Genomic DNA, 18,103 nt, shown 5'->3' with positions numbered 1-18,103 from the left:
TGGGAGATGAATCTTTATGTTAACCTTTCCGAATATCATCATTGCTATGATAACGCCTTTCAATCAGGACGGTTCCGTCAATTATGAAGCCGCTGTCGAACTGGCTAAGAAGTATGCCGACGAAGGTTCGGGCATCCTCCTTGGTGCTACGACCGGTGAAGGAGCCGTCATGACCGAAGAAGAAAAGCTCAAGCTTTTTAAAGTCGTTGCCGACGAATTGAAAGGCAAGACCCTTATCATGGGCAATGTCGGTACCAATAATACGGCTGAGTCCATTGCCATCGCTAAAAAGGCCGAAGCCACCGGTGTCGATCTCTTGCTGTGCATCGTACCGTATTACAATAAACCGAACCAGGACGGCTGTTACGCCCACTTTGCAGCCATTGCCAAGGCGACGTCCCTGCCGTTTTTCATCTACAACGTACCGGGCCGTACCGGCGGCAGTATCGAACCGGAAACGGTCTGCCGACTAGCTCGTGACTATGACAACATCATCGGCCTCAAAGACGCCAGCGCCAGCCTCGACTTCGCCGGTTACGTCGCTGCCAATGCTCCGGAAGGCTTCCACCTTTACAGCGGCGAAGACAATTTGACCCTGCCTATCGTTGCCGTCGGCGGCGAAGGTGTCATCACCGTTGCCGGCCACGTCATCGGTAAGGAAATGGATGCCATGATTCAGGCCTATAAAGACGGCGACGTCAAAAAGGCCGCTGCCCTTCATCAGAAATACCTGCCCTTCATGAAAGGCGTCTTCTGCACGGTCAGCCCGGTTCCCATTAAGACCATGGTCAATATGCTCGGTTTTCCCGCCGGCCCCCTTCGCCTGCCTTTAGTCGAAGCCAATCCGGAAATCCGCGAAAAATGCCAGCAGTACTTGAAAGATATCGGAAAATTATAAGTATCTTCGATCCCTTCGCTTCGTGCGGAGGGATTTTTTTTGACGGTTTTCTGTAAAAAGGGTATAAAAAAAGCTCACACAAAATGTGTGAGCTTTTTTCTTTGGTGACCCGGTAGGGATTCGAACCCTAGACCTACTGATTCGTAGTCAGTCACTCTATCCAGCTGAGCTACCGAGTCATATCTTGTCGTTCCTGACGACTTATATATAATAACAAAAAAAGAGGAACTTGTCAATGTATTTTCGAAAAAAAGCTCTTCGTTTTTTTACTGAAACGGTCCCGCTTACCGCAGCCGCCCCGTAAGCCGGGGACACGTAGGGGGACAAAGCGGCGAAAATTTCTTTATGAAAAGGTATCTTTTATCAGACGAGTAAATAATTCCATGGCCGGACTGATCCATTTCTTGCGGTTATACCCGCAGGCGGCTGAAATGCGGGCGTCGGTCAGTTCCGTCTTGATTTCTGCCAGTTCGCCGCGCTTTACATCTTCTTCGACGGCAAAGGTCGGCAGGTAGGATATGCCGACGCTGCTTTTCACCAGATTTTTAATGGTCGGAATGCTCCACAATTCGATGGTATGGTCGAGGACGATGGATTTTCGCTGCAGGTACTGCTCGAAGATTTGACGAAAGACGCAGGTCGGTTCGTTGATGATCAGCGGTAGGGGAATGTTCTGCTTGGGCGTGATAAAATCGGGATATTCTTCTTTTATGTCGGGTGAAGCTACTAAGGTCATGGGGTAACTTCCAAAAGACGCGACGGCCAGATTGTCACCAAAGCCGCCGACATTTTCATAAAATACGCCGAGATCCAAGGTTCCGTCCAGGAGTTCGTTGCGGATGTCGTAGCAATTCATGGACTGCAGAAAAAGCCGGGTATTGGGGGCCAGGTCATGAAATCTTTTTAGGACCGGCGACAGTTTGTAACAGAGCAGAGTTTCGCCGACGCCGACCCGTAAGATACCCTTATATTCCGACAAATCATTCTCAAAGCAACGGAGCTTTGCGACGGACGTGAGGACGTCGGTCACATAGGGATACAGCTGTTCGCCGGCCTTGGTCAGCTGCATCCGCCGTCCCATCCGTTCAAAGAGTTTGACGGATAGTTCCTGCTCCAACTGTCCGACTTGGAAGGTAATCGTCGATTGGGTGTAGTTGAGTTTTTCCGCCGCCTTGGTAAAGCCGCCTTCTTCCACGATGGTCTTGAAGGTCTGCAAATATTTTAAGTCCATAGTTACCTCTCTATAGTTCAAAATAAATGAAGTATAAAATTAAAAACATCGATTTTATTTAAGCGTTTGTTGATGCTATACTAACAGAGAAAAATCAAACTGTCAATGAGGGAGTCTTATGATTATGTTAAAAACAACACCGACCTTACAGAAACCCGGCTCACTGCTTCAGAGCGTCGTCCTGGTCATCGCCGCCTGCATCGTCCACGGCGTGATGCAAGGCGTCCACGACAATTACGGCATCATGATGACCGGACTCATTCCCTATACGGGCATCGACTACGTGACCATCAGCTTTGCTATCGGCATAGGCGCCCTGGTCTATGGACTGGCCCAGCCCTTTCTCGGCATCCTGGCCTTGAGACGATCTCCGGTCTTCGTCATTCTGGTAGGGATTCTTTTTACCGTCGTCGGCTTGGCGGCGACGCCCTTATGTACGAGCCCTTGGACGCTGGTCTTATTTTTTGGCCTCATCCTGCCCTTTGGCACGACGGGCCTTTGCTTTGGCATCATCATGGGGGCCATTACGCCGATGTTGGGAGAGAAACGGGCGGCTGTCGTCTCAGGACTCGTTCAGGCCAGTGCCGGCATTGGCGACGCCTTCATGTCTCCGGCTTTGAATCTGGCCATTTCAACCTTTGATATCGCCTTTGCCATGAGGGCTTTGACCGTTCCCTTTTTACTGATGATTCCCATTGCCGTCTGGATGCACTCTGTCGGTAAAAAGGAAACTCAACGAGAAGAGGCCGTTCACGAAGGGAAGGGGACTTCGAAAGTGTTCCTCATTCCCCTGCTGAAATTTGCCCTAAAAGACCGGGACTATCGCTTAATCGTCATAGGCTTTGCGACCTGCGGCTTTAACATGTCCATCATTGAAAGCCATCTATTTTCACAGTATCTGTCCTATGGCATCGACGGCAGCACGGCGTCGCTGACACTGACCGTCTACGGTATCGCCACCATGATCGGTGCCGCCGGGACGGGCTTTCTCGGAGCGGCTTTCAAGATGAAGAACGTTCTGGCCGGAGTCTATGCCGTGCGGGTCGGGATTTCCCTGGCCTTTCTGCTTCTTCCCAAATCGGTGGCCTTTGCCTTTGCCGCCACGGCCTTACTGGGGCTCTCAGGAGATGCGACGGTGCCGCCGACGTCGGGCATCATCAGTAAAAAGTTCGGCTCGAAAAACATGGCTGTCTTGTATGGATTTACCTTGATCGGGCACCAGATAGGCGCCTTTTTCAGCGCCTATCTCGGCGGCCTTTTCGTAGATATCGGCTGGGGCTACTCGCCCCTTTGGCTGGTCAACTTCTGCTTGGCCGCTATGGCGGCAACGGCCAGTTTCCGCATCCGTAATGAAAACGAAAGAAAAGAATATGTAGGGGAAATCTAAGGTATTTTGACGACAAGTCGAAAGCATAAAGCCGGAGCCTTGTGAATCTGATGTTCACAAGGCTCCGGCTTTGTATAGAATCTGTTTCGTTTTACTTTCTCAGGTTCGGCGTGCAGTCGATGATGATCGTGTCTGCTTGTTTCATAACCGTGAAATTGCCCTTCGTCGAGGAGAAGGCTTTTTCCAGCGTATCGCTGTGCCATTTTTGGACGGTCATGGTCGTACCGCCAACATTTTTCGAAGACGATGACTGTTTCTGGGCATCTTCCGGCAAGAGGTCGCTGATATTCAGGTCTTCGCCATCTTTTAAGGCAATGGTAACCGTAACGGCCCGGCCGTTTTCAAAGACGACCTGGTAGCGGCCGTTATGGAAGACGCGAATCGTATCACCCTGGGAATAGGGGTGGCCCCATTCGTCTTCCCAGGCTTTTTGCGTATCGCCGATGGTCGGCAAGGTGGCGACCGCCTTTTCTTTCGATTCAGTCTGGCTCTTCGTATCCTGATTGGATTTCGTATCCTTCGACTGCTGCTGCGTTTGGGTCTGTTCTTTTTGCTGGGAGTCCGTCGGCACGGCCGTCGAACATCCGGCAGTCAAAAGGGTAACTAACATGAGAACAATAGCAAGATAACGTTTCATAATAAACCTCCCGTTCATTAGCGGCGGCGGAGGTTGTCTCCGCCCTTATGACGCTGTTTGTGGCGCTTGTTTCGAGTTGTTTGATAGGTGCTGGCCGGTAACTTGTCGCGATAAGTCTTCTGCCGCTTCGGCGGGGTGCTGCTGGCTTTTACTTTGACTTGTCCCGTCAGGGTGTACTTGGTGATCGTGGCCTGGATGTTGTGTTCAATCCGGCGGACCCAATCGACATCGGCTCCGGTGGCGAACATGATGGACAGGCCGTCGCTGCCGGCCCGGCCCGTGCGGCCGATGCGGTGGATGTAGTAGTCGACGTCGTGAGGGACGTCGAAGTTAAAGACGTGGGTAATGCCTTCGATATCGATGCCGCGGGCGGCGATGTCGGTAGCGACCAGAATCTGGGTCTTGGCCTTGGCAAAGTCGCGCAGGACCTGGTTGCGTCGGCCTTGGGACATATCGCCGTGGAGTTCGCCAATGTTGAAGCCCTTGGCAATCAGTTTGCCCGCTAAGAGGGACGTCCGCTCCTTGGTATTGCAGAAGACGATGGCAAGGTAGGGATTCATCTCGGTCAGCATCTGGCATAATTTCGGCAGCTTCTGCTCTTCCGTCATCATGTAGATCCGCTGTTCGATATTTTCAAGGGCAATGGTATCGCCTTCGAGAATCTTCAGGACCAGGGGATTCTGCATGTGTTTTTTGGCAAGGCCCTTGATCTTATCGGGGACGGTTGCCGAGAAAAATAGGAGCTGCCGGCGTTTCGGCGTCAGGCCGATGAGGGTATCGACGTCTTCGAGGAACCCCGACTGCAGCATCTGGTCGGCTTCGTCGACGATGACCCGGCGGACCCCGCTGAGGTCAAGGGAGTTGCGGCGGCAGTGGTCGAGGAGCCGTCCCGGTGTACCGATGATGACCTGCGGATGGCGATGGAGTTTTTGGAGCTGGTTTTCGATGGTCTTGCCGCCGATGAGGCTTAAGACGTCGACATCAAGGGACGGGGCCAAGGTCGCGGCTACGTCAGCGATTTGGCGGGCCAATTCGCGCGTCGGCGCCAAGATGAGGACCTGCTCGGCGTGGACTTCGGTCCGGATCTGCTGCAGCGACGGCAAGAGGAAGGCCAGGGTCTTACCTGTACCGGTTTGAGCCTGAGCCAGTATATCCCGGCCTTTGAACAGGGCCGGGATGGCTTGTGATTGAACGGCCGTCGGTTCGTCGATTCCCTGCTTGTGGAGAAGATCGGAAAGGTCCGACGTCAGGCCGAGAGATTGAAAATTTTTTGTCATATCGTGCCCTTTCTCTATAGGTGCTAACAAAGTGCTTACTAACTATTATTATTACACAAAGCCCTTGTTTGCGCAAACTTTTCTTTCCTTTGGGGATATGGTATACTAAAGTGATTTCGTTTGCATTGTTTTAGGAGGTCTTGCATAAATGAGTTGGTGGCGCGATATTTTGCGGCAGTCTGTTTTCATGTGTATTTTTATCGTCCTCATTCCCATTGGAGCCTATACGATTCACAGTGGTTCCAGTGCTATTGTGGCCGTCGTCAGTTATCTTTTCCTGTCTCTCGTCGTTCCTACGGCCTACGTCGGAGCTCAAGATGCCGTTTTTGGCCGGGAAAGGGGCCGTATTCGCCGCTGGGTCGTCGTCTTGGTCTGGCTCTTCATGCTGGCCCTTAAAGTGGCCGTCAAGGTCTATCTGGGCAGTTACTGGAAGGCGGCGCCCTTTTGGGAATGGCCGACCTTCGGTCGTGATATCGTCTTTATTCTTGCCATGTATGCTGAAATGAGCCTGGTCATGCTCGTATCCTATGGGCTGTCTTCTTTGATGCCGGGTCGAAAGGCGGTGGGATGATGCGTGTTGAATGGAAACAGAAGGGGTACGACTGGCTCAGGGCTGTTCTTTGGGCGGCCTGCGGCATCCTGCCGCTTCCCTTCGGAGCCTTTGCGTCGGGAAAGCCTTATATTGCCGCCGCGTCGATCCTCGTCTTTTTTATCCTGTCCTTTGCCGTCCCCTTGTGGCTTGGTTATCGCCGTCGTAAGGCGGGACGATACGATGACTATGCCTCTGCCGGGGCGACTTTCTACGGCGGTGCCGTTGCCCTCATCGTCGCCGTGGGCCTCTTAAACGGTCTGATCGGATCGTCTCTTTGGCACTCCTATTGGGGAATGGTATTCCTGTTCACCTTGTGGATGCTTTTGACCATTGCGGCTCAGTACGGGGCTGCGAAAGGGGTTGATTTTTGGCATGCTCGGCTGCGGCGATACTGGTATTCCCAGTTCCTTGACCCCATCTTATTCAGCCTGCCCCTTCCTTGTGCCGTCCTGGGGATGTTCCTCTTTCCGGCCTTCAGCGATGAGTCGGCCTCAGTGAGCCTCTTCATCGGTATTATGGCTATCATGGGCTTTTGCTTCTTTGCCATCAGCATCTTCGTCATCGCCACCTTTGCCTTTTATTTCTTCCCCTATAAGCGTTACGGCTACAGCCGAAAAGAGAAGATCGTCCATCTCCTTTCCATCGTCGTCATGGTCCTCCTGTGGGTCATGGTCCAAAATCTCTTGTTCAATAGCGATATGCAGGTCCTCGGATATATCTTCAAGGCCATGCCGATTTTGCAGAATAATCCCTTAGTCTTCGTGACGCCTTTTCTGTTGTCGTCGTTGGTCATCATCGGCTGTGTGGCTCTTCGCAATGTCGTCGTTGAAACCTTATCCTGAAACAACTCCATATAAGATAATCCTCATGAGAGAGCTGTGTGTAATCTCATGGGGATTTTTTTGATACGCCGATAGAGGAAACGGATGGAAAATAAATCTACATTATGATATAATTGGATACAAATTTTTATTAGGAGGTGCAGCCACGTGAAAACAATCAGACTATTGTACCCGGACTATGTGAGCGGCGGATTGGAGACCTATTATTTTGGCGCTAACCTGATGGCTCATATTTTGCCGGAAAATGAAAACCAGCCCCTGATACGGGTGAACATCCTTCCGCCGACAGGCGAAGAAAAAAAGGTAACCGACGGTATCTATGGGAAAGAAGCAGTTGTAAGCGGGATTGTCGACGCCATGGGTAAAATCGAAGACGCACAGCCTGATAAAATCATCACCATCGGCGGGAACTGCATGGTGTCTCAGGCTCCGTTTGACTATTTGCATGGAAAGTACGGAAATCTTGGCCTTATCTGGATCGATGCCCATCCCGACGTATCCACGACAAAAGACAGCTACCCCAATGCCCATGCCATGGTGTTAGGCTCGTTATTGGGGCAGGGGGATGCAGCCTTGTCCGATTTAATGCAGTCGCCAAAGTTTGATCCCAAAGACCTCTTGTATATCGGCCTTCAGGACTTACATGACTATCAGCGAAATTTTTTGGATGACATGGGCGTAAGCTATAAAATCCAGACCGAGGAATTTGTGACCGATCAAGAAATTCGCGCCTTTGCCGGAAGATTCGACCATGTCCTGGTCCATTTCGACATCGATGTGCTGGATGAACGGTTTTTCCATGCTACCTATTTTGCCAATCCCGACCTCGTCGGCGATGGCTCAGGCGGCGGAAAAATGACCCTTGAAAAACTGTCAGAGATCCTCCAAACGATCCAGGGCTGCTCCGATATTGTCGGTTTTACCATTGCCGAATACCTTCCCTTTGAGGCCTATCGGCTCCATAAGATGTTTTCCAACCTAAAAATCCTTACAGTGTGACGACCCGGTGGGACATGAGTCGTCGCAGCGCCCTTATAAATATAGATAACCCTCATGAGCAAACGTTCCTTTGATCATGAGGGCTTTTTGCGGCCCAAGAATCGATTACGACGCCTTGACGGATTCTTAGTGGGCTTGGTCTAAATCTTTTCTCATGAGATCGTCTGTCTGCACATCATCTCCCATGACAAAGTGGTGGGTGCTGATTTTATAAAATCCATTGGCCTTGTAGAATTGAAGGGCTTTTTCATTATGTTCCCAAACGCCGAGCCAGACGTATCTTTTCTTTTGCGCCACGGCCATGGCAATGGCTTGTTCCATCAAATAGCGTCCCAGGCCTTGTTCTTGAAATTCTCCGGATACGTAGATCCTTTCAATCTCTAAGGACTCCGGGTCATTGATATCCGTCTGTGACGGTGCTTCGTTTACCTTCAGGTAAGCGGCTGCCTTTTCGTGGCAGCGCAGGATGAAGAACTTTGAATGAATATTTTCCAATTCCCGGCGAAGTTTTTCCCGGTCAAAGGCCCGGTTCAAATATTCTTCCATATTTTTCGCCGTATTCACGGCTGCAAAGGTTTCGTAATACGTTTGAATCGATAATTTACGAAGTTCATCCAAGTCATCGACGGTACATAATGTTAAGGTCATGTCCATAGTGAATACTCCTATCTGATAGGTAAGCCTTTCCATAATCGAGCAGGGCTGCTGCCGTCGTTGTTTTCGATATGGTGTAACCTGTGGTTCTGTTTACGGTCGGTTTTTTGGAAAGGCTGTAAAAAAAGGAGGCCTCCTGAAGGGGTCTCCTTTTTGATCTGTTCATTTAATTTCGACGATGGTCTGCTTCATGATCGTGAAGCGGACGACGTAGACGAGCCAGCCCAGGAAGGCGGCGAAACTGCCGCTGAGGAAGGTCGTCGCATCGGTCGTTGTCAATGCGTATACGCAGTAGATAATCGATACGCCTGCTAAGAAAATCGAAGTATTTCGATTGCAGACTTTATTGGGAATGTTTTCCTTAGTAAGGATTGTCGTCAAGGCCCCGGCGCAAAGGATGTAGGGGATGACGTTGGTGACGACGGCCAGGTTCGCCAAGAGTTCGAACTGGGCGGCCAAGGTCGGGCTGATAGTCATCAAAGCGAGGACGCTTTGCATGCCTAAGATGCAGAGCATGCCCTTGACGGGGACATCGGCGCTGGTGACTTTGGCAAAAATCTTGGGGAACAAGCCGCGCTGGGCGCTGGTCTTGAAGACGCGGGCCAGGGTGAACTGCCACGACAGGAGAGAGCCTGCGCAGGAGAATACCATCAGGCCCATGACTACCTTGCCGGCCGTATCGCCGAGCATGTAGGAAAAGGCCAGTCCGAAAGGTGCGCTCGATGCCAGGATTTCGGCATTGGGAACGATTCCGGCGATGACATTCGTCGAAGCGACGTAGATGACAGCGACGCTGATGGTGCTGACGAAGGTCGCAATGGGTACGGATTTTTTCGGGTTTTCCACGGCGTCCATGTTGACGGCTGCCGATTCAAGTCCCAAGAAAGACCACAACGTAAGGGCAATCGAATTTCCGACGGCATCGCCGAGACCCAGGTCATTGGGATTCCACGATGCGAGCCAGGTTGCCGGGCTGAACCAGTGCCAGCCGATGATAGAAATACCGAGAACCGGAATAATAGCGCCCCAGATGGTGATGGCACTCAGCTTGCCCGAATACCGGGAACCGCTGAAGTTGAGGGCAGCTGCAATCCACAATAAAGCGATCGTATATAGACACGTCTGAATCGGCGTAAAGGTTGTCTCAAGGAAACCGGCGCCGTAACCGACTGCCGTGATGGCAATGGCGACGTTTGCAATTACGATGGAAACAGAGTAGGCGTAATTTGCCATAAAATGTCCTATTCGCCCAAAGGCGTATTCGGAGTAACCACCCATACCGCCCGGCTTCGTTGTAAACATGCCACATCGGGCAAAGGCCATGGCGAGGGCTAAAGAGCCAAAAGAGGTAATAATCCAAGAAATGATTGAAATAGTACCGACTTCGGCAAGCTTGGTCGGCAGCATGATGATACCGGCTCCAAGCATGTTGGCAGCAGTGACGAAGGTCAGCTGGACAACAGACATTTTACGACATGTAGTTTTCATTATCAGTCCTTCTTTCGTTTAGAATGCGTATACGGCTAGAAATTTTAGCAAGTTAATTCTATCATTTTTGCAGGGAAAATTAAATAGCTTTTTGAAAAATGCTATATGTATTTAGGGCCCTTTTGACGTCGATTATTCTAAATCTGTATAGAAAATTTTACATACCGTGATAAGGGCCGGGAAGGCTAGGTTTCATCAGCTTTCCCAAGGGGTTGAAAACATGGATTTTCAAAGAAAATGAGGCGCTGTTGAGCCTTTGGGAGGCTCTTTGTAAAGAGCTGTCCGAGATGGTTTTTGTCCTGACTTTTTTTCTTTTGAAGCGAAGGTTCTTTTTCAAAGAACAAAAATTCACTGAACTTATCCAGATTCAAAGGCAAGGCAGAATCTGTCATGGGCCTCCTATCGGAATGGCTGCATCAGGGCCGAAAGAGGAGGGGAATCTCTCCTATGGAAATTGCGCGGTCCGCCTCTAAAAGGACGAAAAAAGAGGATTCATCTTTGAGCAAGCCTCAGAACCATAAGCCAGTAAAAATGAATCCTCTTTGCGACTGGATAAGTATATCAATATTAGGGTCAGACGTCAATAAGAAATGGAAAGTTTTGAGACAAGAAATGATTTTTTTTTCGATCGGAAAAAACACGATAAAAAAGAGTCCCGCACCATCATGCATGCGAGACTCTTTGCAGTTTTTACAAGGGTGATTAGTCGATGTTTTCGACGATGCAGGCCGTACCCTGGCCGCCGCCGATGCACAGCGTAGCCAAGCCGTATTTGCCGCCGACTTCTTTCAAGCCGTAGAGCAAGGTTACGAGGATACGGGCGCCCGATGCGCCAATCGGATGGCCGAGAGCGATAGCGCCGCCGTGGATGTTGACTTTATCCATATCAAAGCCGAGTTCGCGGCAGCAGTATACCGCCTGAGCTGCGAAAGCTTCGTTGGCTTCGACAAGGTCGAGGTCTTTAACTTCGAGGCCGGCTTTCGCCAAGGCTTTGCGGGACGAAGGAACCGGACCGGTACCCATGATGGTCGGATCGACACCAGCCGATGCATAGCTTACGATTTTTGCCATCGGTTTGAGACCGAGTTCTTTGGCTTTGTCAGCCGACATGACGACGAAGGCTGCAGCACCGTCGTTGATGCCGGAAGCGTTGCCGGCCGTTACGGTACCGCCTTTTTTGAAGGCCGGTTTCAATTTAGCCAGGCTTTCCATGGTCGTGCCTTCACGCGGGAATTCGTCCGTGTCGATGACGACGTCTTTTTTACGCTGATGGACCGTAACCGGAACGATCTGGGATTTGAAAGCGCCGCTCTTAATAGCTTCGCAGGCTTTTACCTGAGAACGGACGCCCATTTCGTCCTGATCTTCACGGGTAACACCGAATTTTTCAGCTACGTTTTCAGCCGTGATGCCCATGTGGTAGTCGTTGAAAGCATCCCATAAGCCGTCTTTGATCATGGTGTCGACGAGGACGCCGTTGCCCATACGGTAGCCGTAACGGCCCTTAGGAACGGCAAAGGGAGCCATGGACATGTTTTCCATACCGCCGGCTACGATGACGTCTGCGTCACCGGCTTTGATCATCTGAGCTGCCAAGGATACGCAGCGAAGACCGGAACCGCAGACTTTATTGACCGTAAGAGCCGGAACTTCGATGGGCATGCCGGCTTTGATCATAGCCTGACGAGCCGGGTTCTGGCCCTGAGCTGCCTGAAGAACGTTGCCCATGACGACTTCGTCGACGTCTTTGCCTTCGATGCCGGCACGTTTGAGGGCTTCTGCGATAACGACAGCACCTAATTCAACAGCCGGGGTATCTTTGAAACCGCCGCCGAATTTACCGATAGCTGTACGGCAAGCACTTACGATAACTACTTCTTTCATTGGAATCACTCCTTGAGATTTTTTTACGTATGAAATAAATGGGACGCATCGGTATGAGGCGAATGCGCCGCGAAAAGCATCATCATAATGATGATACCAGATAATGATATAATACACCCTCCAAAAGGAAATGTATAGACCACGTTCAGAAAATTACGTAGTCTATACATTTGATTGCTTACTATTAGGGAATAGGGGGGTAAAAACTTACAGGCGTTCTACGATAACAGCCGTGCCCTGGCCGCCGCCGATGCAAAGAGCAGCAAGACCATAGCGGCCGTTGATTTCCGGTTCAGCCATAGCGTAGAGCAAGGTGACGATGATACGAGCGCCGGAGCAGCCGATCGGATGGCCGAGAGCGATAGCGCCGCCGTGAATGTTGACTTTGTCCATGTTGAGGCCGAGTTCGCGGCAGCAGTATACGGACTGAGCTGCGAAAGCTTCGTTCAATTCGATGAGGTCCATCTGATCGACGGTCATGCCCGTTTTCTTCATGACTTTGCGAACAGCCGGAACAGGGCCGATACCCATGATTGCCGGATCTACGCCAGCCGAAGCCCAATCGATGATGCGAGCCAGCGGTTTGATGCCGAGTTCTTTGGCTTTGTCAGCAGACATGATGACGACAGCAGCTGCGCCGTCGTTGATGCCGGAAGCGTTACCGGCCGTAACCGTGCCGTCTTTAATGAAGGCCGGGCGGAGTTTCGAGAGCATATCCATGGTGCAGTCCGGACGGATGAATTCGTCTTTGTCGATGACGACGTCGCCTTTTCTCTTATGAACCGTAACCGGTACGATCTGGCTGTCGAATTTGCCTTCCTGCTGAGCTTTGTAAGCGTACTGCTGCGAACGGAGAGCCAATTTATCCTGGTCTTCACGCGTTACGCCAAAGCGGCTGGATACGTTTTCAGCTGTTACGCCCATATGATAGTTGTTTTCCGTGCAGATCAAGCCGTCACGAAGAAGAAGATCTTCGAGAACGCCGTTACCCATGCGATAGCCGCGGCGGCCTTTCGCGATGGAGTAGGGAGCATTGGACATGGATTCCATACCGCCGGCAACGATGATATCAGCGTCGCCGAGTTTAATCTGCTGCGAAGCCAAGGAAATGGCACGCATGCCGGAACCACAGAGTTTATTTAATGTGAAAGCTGGAACTTCCTGGGGAATACCCGAATGAAGGGCAACTTGACGGGCTGTGTTTTCACCGCAACCGGCTTGGAGTACATGACCCATGATGACTTCGTCGATCTGATCGACAGGGACACCTGCGCGTTTGATTGCTTCAGTAACCGCAGCAATACCGAGGTCTACAGCGGTAATATCTGCGAATTGGCCATTGAAGCTGCCGATGGCCGTACGGCAAGCACTTACGATAACAGCATCTCTCATTAGAAAAACCATCCTTTCTGACATGAAACAAAATATAGAATAATATAGTATATAGCCTTGATTGACGGAGCCGCCGCTTACGCAGCTCCTTGGGGGTTACGTTGAAATGAAGAATTTGAGTTCTAAATTTCACAATCTCCATGTCTATATAGTACATTTTTTCACAAGTAAATGCAAGAGCAAAATGGATTTTTGCTGTGCCGAATAATCATGATAAAGGAAGAGACAGCGAAAAGAAGAATGAACACCCCGAATAGTTCGCCATGCATATCATTTTAAGGAAACATGCCTCACATTAGGATGACAAAATCTTTAGTAGGCCCTTTGTCCCGTTGCACACGATTGACGCTTGCGGTTCTATTCGGCTCATCGTGCCTATACGCACTATCAAGGCCTGCGCTAAATTGTACTAGCCATTACAATCACAGCGCCACACCTAGACAGCACATCAAAACGTCTGTATAGTTATATAGAGACTTGATGACACATATTAACTTTGAAAGGCAGGTAGATGCACACGTGATAGCATGGTTACTTTTTGGCATTATAAGCATTGGACTGATAAATATAATTGATCCGCGAACCTTCATCGAGAACATACGTATCTTAGTGAGCTATGTAATGTTCGGGACAATCTTCCATGCCGCTGTGTCTTACTACAATCATCGTGAATATAAGCAGACCGTAAGAGATCTGATCGTTGTGATTGTCTGTATCGTATTGATTGGCTTGACGCTCTGAATGCCCGATAGAATTTTAAAGGCCCTGTATGAACCATGTTACGGGTATGGTTCACACAGGGCCTTTTTGTTGGTCGTTGTCTCTTACTTGCCTCTCTCCTGCATTCCATCAGCTGATATGTTATTTATATAATCTTTATAAGACTCTTCGTGATGGGGACGTTCTTTGGCTGTGTTAGTGATAGTTAGTAATATATTATTCTTTATATATGGCAAGGGGGGACGGAGACCGGAATGGGTACAAAGCTCAAATGGTGATGATAGAACTGAAAATGGCAACTAAAAAAGCGACTCCACAATACGTGAGGTCGCTTTTTCAGGCATTACAGTCGGACATATTAAAGAAGGTGTGCAATGAAGCTGTACGAAAGCAAAGCACCCATGGAAATAATGATTTTTGCGTTTGCACTTAAGTTCATGATTCTCCCTCATTTCTTCTTTATAATATGCCAGCCTAATATTTTAAGTTGTTACTGGATAATGACCGGCTGGTGTTTGATCTCTTTATCTATAAATATAATAACGCGTGATTAAAATAAAATCAATAGCTGAAAAATGCAATTGTAGGGGGTCAATATGCTTTGAATGCAAAAATAAGCGCATAAAATAGAGAATATCAAGCGAAAAGCGGAAAAATATTTTCGCGTATTAGGCAAAATAATCATTTCTCAAGAAAAAATAAATCAAGAAAAAAGTGAATAAAATGATTATTTATTCAAAACCGAAAAATGTTAAATTTTACGTTTAAATAAAGGTGTGACTTAAAAAAATAAAATAAGATAATGGTGAGATAAGTATTGGCAGGAGCGTAAAGAATGTTCTATAATGAATATAATAAAGAAAAGGGCGGCAGTCTCCCCTATATACCGTTAAGACTGCGGCCCATTGTATGATAATATTAGGAGGAATATGATGGGATTTTTCGACGCGTTTTTTAAAGAGCAGCAGCGCACGAAGAGCGAAGAGATTTATGACCGTGCCCTGCAGATCTTTAATTCACCTCAGCTGCAAAACGAGGCCTTGTCAGCGGAACTTGCCCGAGAAGTACTTGCCGGCGAAGACTGTGATCAGGTGAGCGGGGCTTACGGCCGATTTGGCCATGATGTGACCAATCCCATTCCCGTCAACGGGCCGAGTGGAGAGTTCGTCTACTTGTCGCGCCTGCGCCTGCGGCGGACAGGATCGATGGTCTTTTTTCATAATGTCGGACAGATCGGGCGCATCCATGTTTTTGAACTGACCAACGTCAGCGGTCACTTTGCCGACCGGCTGTACGTCGACATGTATCATCCCCGCTGCTCCCGTCTCTATCCTGAAGGCTATACCCTCGAACGGGAAGCCGTCTTTCCCCGCGGCGTAACGACGGCCGTTGCCGATTTTCCTAACGGGCTCTATAAGGCCATTAAGAAGGAAGCGAAACTGCGTCTGGGCATCGATGTGGCCGAACAGGAAAGTGCCCGCATCGACGCGGCGGCGGCTCAGAAATCTCTTGCCGAGCTTCCGGCAAAAACCATGGCGGCGGCACCGGTCGAACCATTGAAATAAGGCTGATCTATGGTATAATTACTACACAGCTTATAATGTTATGATATTAGGAGGGTCACTGATGAGAGACTTACCGAAAGCGCATGAAACGTGGCGCCATTTTAAAAACAATACTTATGAAATCATTACGCTTGCCGAACACACGGAAACGGGTGAAAAGTTCGTTATCTACAAAGCCCTGCATGATACGATGAAGACCTATGCCCGCCCGTTGAAAGATTTTATGAGCGAAGTCGACAAGGAAAAATATCCTCGTTCGGAACAGGAATATCGCTTCGTTAAGATTAAATAATCTTGACAGTTTCGAAAAGTGCTGATATAATATAGAATGTTGAAAATAAAGCAGAAGCTATCCGCTTCTCACCTTACACGACGATGGTGTCACTAGGGTCTATGACGGAAACGTAGAGCGGATAGTCATGCTATCCGTTCTTTTTTTATTCGGAGGTGAAAGACAATTAGTAAGGAATTACGTATCAACGATCAAATCAGAGCCCGTGAAGTTCGCGTGGTCAGTGATTCTAACGAACAGCTCGGTGTCATGTCTCTTCGTTCTGCCCGTCAGATTGCGGAAGAACGGCGTTTGGACTTAGTAGAAGTCGCACCGAATGGCAAGCCGCCTGTCTGCCGTATCATGAATTACGGAAAGTACCGTTATGAACAGCAGAAGCGCGAAAAGGAAGCTAAGAAAAAACAGAAGGTCTTGACATTGAAAGAAGTAAAGCTTCGTCCCAATATCGAAGATCATGACTTCTACGTTAAAATGAAAGCTGCCCAGCGTTTCTTGGGTGAAGGCAGCAAAGTAAAGGTTACCATCATGTTCCGCGGCCGTGAAATGAGCCATCCGGAACTGGGCCGTGATTTGCTGGTTCGATTCGCTGATGAATTGAAAGACACCGCCCATGTAGAAAAAGAACCTAAAATTGAAGGCAGAAACATGACCATGGTCATTGCTGTCAACAAGAAGTAACAGGAGGACAATTATTATGCCGAAAATCAAAACCCGCCGTGCCGCGGCAAAACGTTTTAAATCAACTGCTACAGGTAAGATCAAACGCATGAAACCGTACAAGAGCCATATCTTGGAAAGCAAGACTGCAAAACGGAAACGTAACCTGAGAAAAGCTGCACTCGTATCGCAGTCCATGACCGGCGTCGTTCGCAAGATGTGCCCGTTCATCTAATTACAGACAGTAAATTTTTTGACATAGACTCGGAGGAATAGACTAATGGCAAGAATCAAAGTTGGCGTTACAGCACACGCTCGTCATAAAAAAATCTTAAAAATGGCTAAGGGCTATCGCGGTACCCGCAGCCGTCTCTTCAAAAAAGCTAACGAAAGCGTCATGAAAGCGCTCTACTACGCTCGTCGTGACCGTCGTGCCAAGAAACGCGAATTCCGTAAATTGTGGATTGCTCGTATCAACGCAGCTACCCGTGCAAACGGCCTCAGCTACAGCCGTTTCATCTATGGTCTGACCAAAGCCGGTGTCATTGTAAACCGTAAAATGTTGGCAGATCTTGCTGTCAATGATGCTGCTGCCTTCACGAAACTCGTCGAAGTTGCCAAAGCTCAGTAATCTTAACATAAAGAGGATGACGACAAAGTGGAAATCATTTTGTCGTCATCCTCTTTTTATGCCCTTTTATAGGCGGCCAGGGGGACGAGGACGTTCCTGCGACAAAGTCTGGCCATCTTGCAGGGAAACAGGTACAATATAGATAGATCTATAAGAAAGAGCAAGGAGGACATACGATGGAAGATATAAGAACACTGGCCGTGGCCTATCATAAGGCCGGCAATAACTGTGCAGAAACGGTGGTCAAGGTCTGTAATGACAGCCTGGCTTTGCATCTGCCCGATGAAACGCTGCGCATGGTATCCATCCTCGGCGGCGGTGTTGCCGGCTCCGGCTGTCTCTGCGGGGCCTTGAACGGAGCCTGTCTCGTCTTAGGCAGTCTCGTCGGCCGGACGCAGCCCGAGGAAAAGACAAAGGCTGAAATCAATCAGCCCGTTCGGGAATTTCAGAAAATTTGGAGCGACCGCTTCAAAGCGACGTGCTGTCGTGTGTTAAAGAGCCCGGCCAATGGCGGTCCCGTGTCCTGCGAAACCTTGATGGCCGATACGGCAGTCATGGTCGTTGATTTCATTCGCGAGAAGAAATTGGCCTAGGGCCTTTGATTCATGTTACCGGTGCGGCCGAGTCGGATGAATGCCCCGATTTTCTTGACTTTTTTGTGGGATATGGTACAATAAACAAGTCGGGTCAACGGGGCGTAGCGCAGTTTGGTAGCGCGCTTGGTTCGGGACTAAGAGGTCGCAGGTTCAAATCCTGTCGCCCCGACCATATTTTACATATCCGTATTTATCCCGAAGATACAACAAAGGGTATGTAGACGCGGAGAGCTGTCCGAGCGGCTGAAGGAGCATGATTGGAAATCATGTATAGGGCGAACGCTCTATCGTGGGTTCAAATCCCACGCTCTCCGCCATACGACGCCATAAGAGACTGTCACATGAACTTTTTTCATGGACA

19 protein-coding genes and 3 tRNA genes are annotated in these 18,103 nt (G+C 49.4%); 13 read left to right on the top strand and 9 right to left on the bottom strand.

What is annotated here, in order from left to right; translation table 11 throughout:
* Window positions 1–16 precede the first annotated feature (16 nt).
* Window positions 17–898 carry a 4-hydroxy-tetrahydrodipicolinate synthase gene (gene dapA / locus UCI88_RS02475; protein WP_065360855.1) on the top strand — a complete coding sequence of 294 codons (882 nt, stop codon included), beginning with the start codon at window positions 17–19 and terminating at the stop codon, window positions 896–898.
* Between the two features lie 102 nt (window positions 899–1,000).
* Here dapA and UCI88_RS02470 read toward each other — a convergent pair.
* A tRNA-Arg gene (locus UCI88_RS02470) sits at window positions 1,001–1,077 on the bottom strand.
* A gap of 164 nt (window positions 1,078–1,241) precedes the next feature.
* Window positions 1,242–2,129, bottom strand: coding sequence for a LysR family transcriptional regulator (locus UCI88_RS02465; protein WP_044504416.1), 888 nt, complete (start codon window positions 2,127–2,129; stop codon window positions 1,242–1,244).
* A gap of 124 nt (window positions 2,130–2,253) precedes the next feature.
* On the opposite strand from UCI88_RS02465, the gene UCI88_RS02460 reads away from it, so the two are divergent.
* The gene (locus UCI88_RS02460) at window positions 2,254–3,516 is read left to right on the top strand and encodes an MFS transporter (RefSeq protein WP_256179771.1); all 1,263 of its coding nucleotides are present in this window, start codon (window positions 2,254–2,256) and stop codon (window positions 3,514–3,516) included.
* Window positions 3,517–3,607: 91 nt separating this feature from the next.
* Here the strand turns inward: UCI88_RS02460 and UCI88_RS02455 are convergent, their stop codons facing one another.
* Entirely contained in the window at window positions 3,608–4,153 is a 546-nt protein-coding gene (locus UCI88_RS02455) for a hypothetical protein (protein WP_044504415.1), read from the bottom strand.
* A 17-nt stretch (window positions 4,154–4,170) separates the two neighbouring features.
* Window positions 4,171–5,430, bottom strand: a complete 1,260-nt coding sequence (locus UCI88_RS02450; RefSeq protein ID WP_256179772.1) for a DEAD/DEAH box helicase — start codon at window positions 5,428–5,430, stop codon at window positions 4,171–4,173.
* 148 nt (window positions 5,431–5,578) lie between these two features.
* Between UCI88_RS02450 and UCI88_RS02445 the strand changes: the two genes are divergently transcribed.
* The 3 genes from UCI88_RS02445 to UCI88_RS02435 all read left to right on the top strand — a co-directional run bounded on the left by UCI88_RS02445 (window position 5,579) and on the right by UCI88_RS02435 (window position 7,863).
* Window positions 5,579–6,001 (top strand): hypothetical protein, encoded by a 423-nt coding sequence (locus tag UCI88_RS02445; protein WP_044504412.1) that lies wholly within the window; start codon window positions 5,579–5,581, stop codon window positions 5,999–6,001.
* On the top strand, window positions 6,001–6,864 hold the full coding sequence (locus UCI88_RS02440; RefSeq protein WP_330023963.1) for a hypothetical protein: 864 nt from the start codon (window positions 6,001–6,003) through the stop codon (window positions 6,862–6,864). The genes UCI88_RS02445 and UCI88_RS02440 overlap by 1 nt, the downstream gene beginning before the upstream one ends.
* A gap of 147 nt (window positions 6,865–7,011) precedes the next feature.
* Complete coding sequence (locus tag UCI88_RS02435; protein ID WP_256179774.1) at window positions 7,012–7,863, top strand: arginase family protein; 852 nt, start codon at window positions 7,012–7,014, stop codon at window positions 7,861–7,863.
* 126 nt (window positions 7,864–7,989) lie between these two features.
* On the opposite strand, the gene UCI88_RS02430 is transcribed toward UCI88_RS02435, so the two are convergent.
* From UCI88_RS02430 to UCI88_RS02410, 5 genes are all read right to left on the bottom strand, one after another.
* Window positions 7,990–8,517 carry a GNAT family N-acetyltransferase gene (locus tag UCI88_RS02430; RefSeq protein ID WP_256179775.1) on the bottom strand — a complete coding sequence of 176 codons (528 nt, stop codon included), beginning with the start codon at window positions 8,515–8,517 and terminating at the stop codon, window positions 7,990–7,992.
* 162 nt (window positions 8,518–8,679) lie between these two features.
* The gene (gene potE / locus UCI88_RS02425; RefSeq protein ID WP_044504410.1) at window positions 8,680–10,005 is read right to left on the bottom strand and encodes a putrescine-ornithine antiporter; all 1,326 of its coding nucleotides are present in this window, start codon (window positions 10,003–10,005) and stop codon (window positions 8,680–8,682) included.
* A gap of 185 nt (window positions 10,006–10,190) precedes the next feature.
* Entirely contained in the window at window positions 10,191–10,397 is a 207-nt protein-coding gene (locus UCI88_RS02420) for a hypothetical protein (protein WP_256179776.1), read from the bottom strand.
* Between the two features lie 310 nt (window positions 10,398–10,707).
* Window positions 10,708–11,889 carry an acetyl-CoA C-acetyltransferase gene (locus UCI88_RS02415; RefSeq protein ID WP_062412290.1) on the bottom strand — a complete coding sequence of 394 codons (1,182 nt, stop codon included), beginning with the start codon at window positions 11,887–11,889 and terminating at the stop codon, window positions 10,708–10,710.
* A 207-nt stretch (window positions 11,890–12,096) separates the two neighbouring features.
* Window positions 12,097–13,281, bottom strand: a complete 1,185-nt coding sequence (locus UCI88_RS02410) for an acetyl-CoA C-acetyltransferase (RefSeq protein WP_044504405.1) — start codon at window positions 13,279–13,281, stop codon at window positions 12,097–12,099.
* Window positions 13,282–14,930: 1,649 nt separating this feature from the next.
* Here UCI88_RS02410 and UCI88_RS02405 point away from each other — a divergent pair.
* From UCI88_RS02405 to UCI88_RS02370, 8 genes are all read left to right on the top strand, one after another.
* Window positions 14,931–15,566, top strand: coding sequence for a hypothetical protein (locus tag UCI88_RS02405; RefSeq protein ID WP_256179883.1), 636 nt, complete (start codon window positions 14,931–14,933; stop codon window positions 15,564–15,566).
* A gap of 61 nt (window positions 15,567–15,627) precedes the next feature.
* Window positions 15,628–15,858: a DUF1653 domain-containing protein gene (locus UCI88_RS02400; protein ID WP_044504400.1), complete on the top strand. Its 231-nt coding sequence runs from the start codon at window positions 15,628–15,630 to the stop codon at window positions 15,856–15,858.
* 165 nt (window positions 15,859–16,023) lie between these two features.
* Entirely contained in the window at window positions 16,024–16,536 is a 513-nt protein-coding gene (infC, locus tag UCI88_RS02395) for a translation initiation factor IF-3 (protein WP_071822351.1), read from the top strand.
* Between the two features lie 16 nt (window positions 16,537–16,552).
* Window positions 16,553–16,750: a 50S ribosomal protein L35 gene (rpmI, locus tag UCI88_RS02390; RefSeq protein WP_044504398.1), complete on the top strand. Its 198-nt coding sequence runs from the start codon at window positions 16,553–16,555 to the stop codon at window positions 16,748–16,750.
* A 45-nt stretch (window positions 16,751–16,795) separates the two neighbouring features.
* Complete coding sequence (gene rplT, locus UCI88_RS02385) at window positions 16,796–17,146, top strand: 50S ribosomal protein L20 (protein WP_044504397.1); 351 nt, start codon at window positions 16,796–16,798, stop codon at window positions 17,144–17,146.
* 176 nt (window positions 17,147–17,322) lie between these two features.
* Window positions 17,323–17,739, top strand: a complete 417-nt coding sequence (locus tag UCI88_RS02380; protein WP_044504396.1) for a C-GCAxxG-C-C family protein — start codon at window positions 17,323–17,325, stop codon at window positions 17,737–17,739.
* Window positions 17,740–17,837: 98 nt separating this feature from the next.
* A tRNA-Pro gene (locus tag UCI88_RS02375) sits at window positions 17,838–17,914 on the top strand.
* Between the two features lie 53 nt (window positions 17,915–17,967).
* Window positions 17,968–18,059 (top strand) — tRNA-Ser (locus UCI88_RS02370).
* The last annotated feature ends 44 nt before the right edge of the window (window positions 18,060–18,103 follow it).

The organism is Megasphaera massiliensis, from assembly GCF_036305205.1.
Taxonomy (GTDB): Bacteria; Bacillota; Negativicutes; order Veillonellales; family Megasphaeraceae; genus Megasphaera; species Megasphaera massiliensis.
This window is presented reverse-complemented; position numbering and strand designations above follow the sequence as displayed.